Source organism: Nostoc sp. (assembly GCF_041747015.1).
Lineage (GTDB): Bacteria > Cyanobacteriota > Cyanobacteriia > Cyanobacteriales > Nostocaceae > Nostoc.
In genome coordinates, this window is record NZ_JBGTFY010000116.1 from 1 (window position 1) to 2,278 (window position 2,278).

Here is a 2,278-nt window from a genome sequence, read left to right on the forward strand (position 1 = left end):
TTAAGTGTGAAAAAACCTAGTTATGTAAAAAAAATAACTAGTCCGACGCGTTAGTGAACTAGTTTTTAAAGAAATCCTCTTCTCATGCCATGAGTATTATTACTCATCCACAAATAGTAAAAACTGCAAAAGTATAGTTAACTTAACACTTCACTAAGGTTTGCCTCGATTCCTTAAACTTGGCGTAATTTTTCAAAAAATTAATAAATATCTTGTAGGTTGGGCAATGTCCAACCTACAAAGTTGAAATATAAAGTCAAATTAGACTAAACCGCCAGCCGCTTGAAACCGAGCGCGGGCACGTTTAAAGGCTTGGTTTGCTTGAATTTGGGCTTGGCGATCGTCTACTGAAACTTGATTCAGACGCGCTTGTGCTTGGTTGTAAGCAGCACGAGCTTCTTCAAGGTTAATTTTGTCGCCACGTTCAGCGCCGTTAACCAGAATTGTCACTTCATTTTCTTCGACTTCGGCAAAGCCACCCGAAAGAGCGATCGCTTGCCAAGTCTGAGTTTTAGCGGCGCGGACTCGCATCACACCAGTATCCAGGGCGGTCAACAGTGGTGCGTGTCCAGTTAGGATACCTAGTTGACCAGTAGTGCTAGGCAAAACTACTTCTTCAGCGGGGGCATCCCACACTGTTTTGTCTGGGGAAATTACCCGAACGGTTAATGTCATTTGTCCTTTGTCCTTTATAATTTTCCATTAGCCATTAGCGATCGCACTAATGACTAATGACGAATGACTAACCTTTGATTTTTTCAGCTTTAGCGATCGCTTCGTTAATATCGCCAACCAAATAGAAAGCCTGTTCTGGCAGAGCATCCAACTCACCAGACAGAATTTTTTGGAATCCTTTGATGGTATCTTCCAACTTTACATACTTACCAGGAGAACCGGTAAATACTTCTGCCACAAAGAACGGCTGGGACAAGAAGCGCTCAACCTTCCGCGCCCGCGCTACGATCAGACGATCATCTTCAGATAACTCATCTAGACCAAGAATGGCGATAATGTCCTGGAGTTCTTTATAACGTTGCAGAGTTGATTGCACCGCCCGAGCAGTATTGTAGTGTTCCTCACCGACAATATTGGGCTGGAGCATCGTGGAAGTTGAATTAAGGGGGTCAACTGCGGGGTAAATTCCCTTAGATGCCAAACCGCGAGACAGCACTGTTGTACCATCCAAGTGGGCGAAGGTGGTAGCAGGTGCGGGGTCGGTCAGGTCGTCCGCAGGTACGTACACTGCCTGAATCGAGGTAATCGAACCCTCTGTAGTTGAGGTAATCCGCTCTTGCAGTTCACCCACGTCGGTTCCCAATGTGGGCTGATATCCTACTGCTGAGGGCATCCGACCCAGTAGCGCCGATACTTCTGAACCTGCTTGCACAAACCGGAAGATGTTGTCAATAAACAGCAGCACATCCTGCTTGCTCACGTCCCGGAAGTATTCTGCCATTGTCAATCCCGAAAGACCAACCCGCATTCTGGCTCCAGGTGGCTCGTTCATCTGACCGTAAACGAGAGCAATCTTGGAATCATTGAGGCTTTCGTTATTGATTACCCCAGATTCGATCATTTCGTTGTAGAGGTCATTGCCCTCACGGGTGCGTTCACCCACACCAGCAAAAACTGATACTCCACCGTGCTGAGTAGCAATGTTGTTAATCAACTCCATCATGATCACAGTCTTACCAACACCAGCACCGCCGAACAGACCAATCTTACCGCCGCGTCGATAGGGAGTCAGAAGGTCAACAACTTTAATCCCAGTCTCGAACACCGAAGGTTTGGTTTCTAGGTCAGTGAATTTGGGAGCAGAGCGGTGAATGGGTAAAGTTGCCTCAGCATTTACAGGGCCTCTTTCGTCTACGGGTTCACCAAGGACGTTGAAAATCCGCCCCAAGGTGGCTTTACCAACTGGTACGCTGATAGGAGCGCCTGTATCTACGACTTCCAAACCGCGCACTAAGCCTTCGGTGGAGCTCATTGCCACAGTCCGCACTTGGTTGTCGCCCAGCAATTGCTGTACTTCAACAGTGAGGTTGATTTCCTGTCCAGCTTCATTGGTGCCTTTGATTTTCAAAGCGTTGTAGATTTGTGGCAATTTCCCGCCGGGAAATTTAACGTCTACAACTGTGCCAATGATTTGGGTAATGTAGCCAATGTTTGTTTTTTCTGCGGTTGTGACCATGCTGCGCCTAATGATTGAAGCTATATTTCAGATACGGTCGGAGAAGACATAAAATTAAGCAATGTCACCTTTCAGATTAGCACTGAA

2 protein-coding genes are annotated in these 2,278 nt (G+C 46.6%); both read right to left on the reverse strand.

Annotated features, from left to right (window positions below):
* Positions 1–261: 261 nt before the first annotated feature.
* Positions 262–675: an ATP synthase F1 subunit epsilon gene (gene atpC, locus ACEW80_RS08895; protein WP_373526242.1), complete on the reverse strand. Its 414-nt coding sequence runs from the start codon at positions 673–675 to the stop codon at positions 262–264.
* Between the two features lie 67 nt (positions 676–742).
* Complete coding sequence (gene atpD / locus ACEW80_RS08900) at positions 743–2,191, reverse strand: F0F1 ATP synthase subunit beta (RefSeq protein ID WP_373526243.1); 1,449 nt, start codon at positions 2,189–2,191, stop codon at positions 743–745.
* Positions 2,192–2,278 lie beyond the last annotated feature (87 nt).